2 protein-coding genes are annotated in these 2,008 nt (G+C 70.8%); one reads left to right on the top strand and one right to left on the bottom strand.

All coding sequences use genetic code 11. From position 1 onward, the window contains the following. Positions 1 to 80 precede the first annotated feature (80 nt). Positions 81 to 638, top strand: coding sequence for a HugZ family pyridoxamine 5'-phosphate oxidase (locus C6P61_RS17410; protein WP_105731153.1), 558 nt, complete (start codon positions 81 to 83; stop codon positions 636 to 638). A gap of 24 nt (positions 639 to 662) precedes the next feature. Here the strand turns inward: C6P61_RS17410 and mltB are convergent, their stop codons facing one another. After that, positions 663 to 1,844: a lytic murein transglycosylase B gene (gene mltB / locus C6P61_RS17405; protein WP_280524150.1), complete on the bottom strand. Its 1,182-nt coding sequence runs from the start codon at positions 1,842 to 1,844 to the stop codon at positions 663 to 665. Positions 1,845 to 2,008: the final 164 nt, after the last annotated feature.

Raw genomic sequence — 2,008 nt, 5'->3', positions numbered from 1 at the left:
AGTGCGTCGAGCTGGTTCATGGTGCCTCCATGTTAGCCCATGACAGATACTGATGATTTTGAAATTTAAGGAGAGAGACCATGGTCACCGTTGCGCCCACCGAACACCGCTCGCGCCTGCTGCGGGGCGCCGTCGAGCTGCTGCGCACTCAGCGGGTAGCGGCCCTGGCCACGCTGGAGGCTGAGGGTTCGCCCTTTGTCTCGATGGTGCCGTTCGCGCTCGAGCCGGGGCAGGGCTGCCTGGTGTTGCATGTCAGTGCGCTGGCGCAGCACAGCGGCAATATGCAGCGCGAGCCGCGGGTGTCGCTGCTGGTGATGCAGCCCGAGCAGGCCGGTCAGCCGGTCCATGCCTTGCCGCGCCTGACGCTGCTCGGACAGGCCAGGCTGCTCGAGCTCGGCAGCGAGTCCTGGGCGCGCTGTCGCGCCGCCTACCTGGCACGCTTTCCCGAGGCCGAGCCGATGACCCAGCTCGGTGATTTCCGCTTCGTCGCGATCTGGCCCGAAGGCGCGCGCCAGATCGCGGGTTTTGGCGCTGCGCGCTCGGTCGATGGCGCGGAGCTGCGCGAAGCCATCGCACTGGCGGCCGAGCCGGTCGGGCCGGTCGATCCCGTCGGTTCGGATGCTGAAACCCCGGGCTGACCGGCTGGCAGCCGGCCCGGGGGGTCAGCGCGCGGCGCCCGGGTCGGTCAGTTCGGCCTGCACCGCCTGGCCCAGCTCGATCACGGCCAGCGCGTAGTAGCTGCTCCAGTTGTAGCGCGTGACGACGTAGAAGTTCTCGGTGCCCGCGACATAGCTGGGGGCCGAGCCGCCTTGCAGCGGGTCGCCGTTGCGCAGCTCGACCAGCGCCAGCGGGCCGGCATGTTCGCTGGCGGGCTGCTCCAGCCTCGCGCCCAGGGCCTGGAAGCGGGCCGCGTCGAAGCTGGGCTTGATGTCGGGCGCCAGCAGGGTGGCCAGGTCTTCGCTGCCGGCCTCCAGCCGGACCGGGTAATGGGTGGCCATGCCGCTGCGCCAGCCATGCTGCTGCATGTAGTTCGCCACCGAGCCGATCGCGTCGGCCGCGCTGGTGCGCAGGTCGATGCGGCCGTCGCCATCGAAATCGACCGCATGACGGGTCCAGCTGCTCGGCATGAATTGCGGCAGCCCCATGGCGCCGGCATAGCTGCCGCGCCAGGCGTCGGGTGAAACCCCCTGCTCGCGCGAGAGCTGCAGCAGGGTTTCGAGTTCGCCGCGGAAATAGGCCTGGCGCTCGGCCGCGCGCGGGTGGGTTTCGGGGAAGTCCAGGCTCAGCGTCGCGAGCGCGTCGAGTACGCGGTAGTTGCCGGTGTGGCGGCCGTAGAGCGTCTCGACGCCGATGATGCCGACGATCAGCCAGGCCGGCACGCCGTAGCTGGCCTCGGCGCGCTCGAGCGTCTCGCGCTGGGCCTGCCAGAAGCGCAGGCCGGCCTCGATCCGGATCGGCTCGACGAAGCGCGCGCGGTAGGCGGCCCAGTTCTTGGCCATGCCGGGCTGGGCTGGCGCAATGAGACGCATCACGCTGGGCAACTGCTGCGCCTGCCCGATCCAGTGCGCTACCCAGTCCTGCTCCCAGCCCCGGCGCTGCGCGATCTCGGCGGCGAGCGCTTGCGCGGCGGCGTTGCCGGCGTAGCGCGTGGCTTCCTGGTCGGCCCTGGGCGTGGCCTTGGCACGCTTGCCGTGCTGGGCGCTGGCGACCAGCTGTCCGGTCCGGTCCTGTGGCGCCGCGCTGGCGTTCGCCACCGGGGTCGCGGCCAGCAGGGCCAGCCCCAGCGCGGTCAGCGAGAGGGCCTGGCCGATGGTCTGGCCGCGGCGGCCCGCTGTGGGGCGCAAGTTCGTCGGACTGGCGGCAGACCCGGCAGAGGTGGCGCAAGCCATGGAGGTGAGGGTGTCGGGCATGGGGGACGGACAGGCAAAACCCCAAGCGTAATACAGATGGCCCGCTCGGCGTGGGCGGTCTGGCATGGCGTTGCGGTTCAGGTCAGGTCAGGTCAGGT

Origin of the sequence: Malikia spinosa (assembly GCF_002980625.1) — a bacterium.
GTDB lineage: Bacteria > Pseudomonadota > Gammaproteobacteria > Burkholderiales > Burkholderiaceae_C > Malikia > Malikia spinosa.
This window is presented reverse-complemented; position numbering and strand designations above follow the sequence as displayed.

Coding starts and splice junctions, on each gene's coding strand:
- C6P61_RS17410 (WP_105731153.1), top strand. CDS start 81: ATGGTCACCGTTGCGCCCACCGAACACCGCTCGCGCCTGCTGCGGGGC.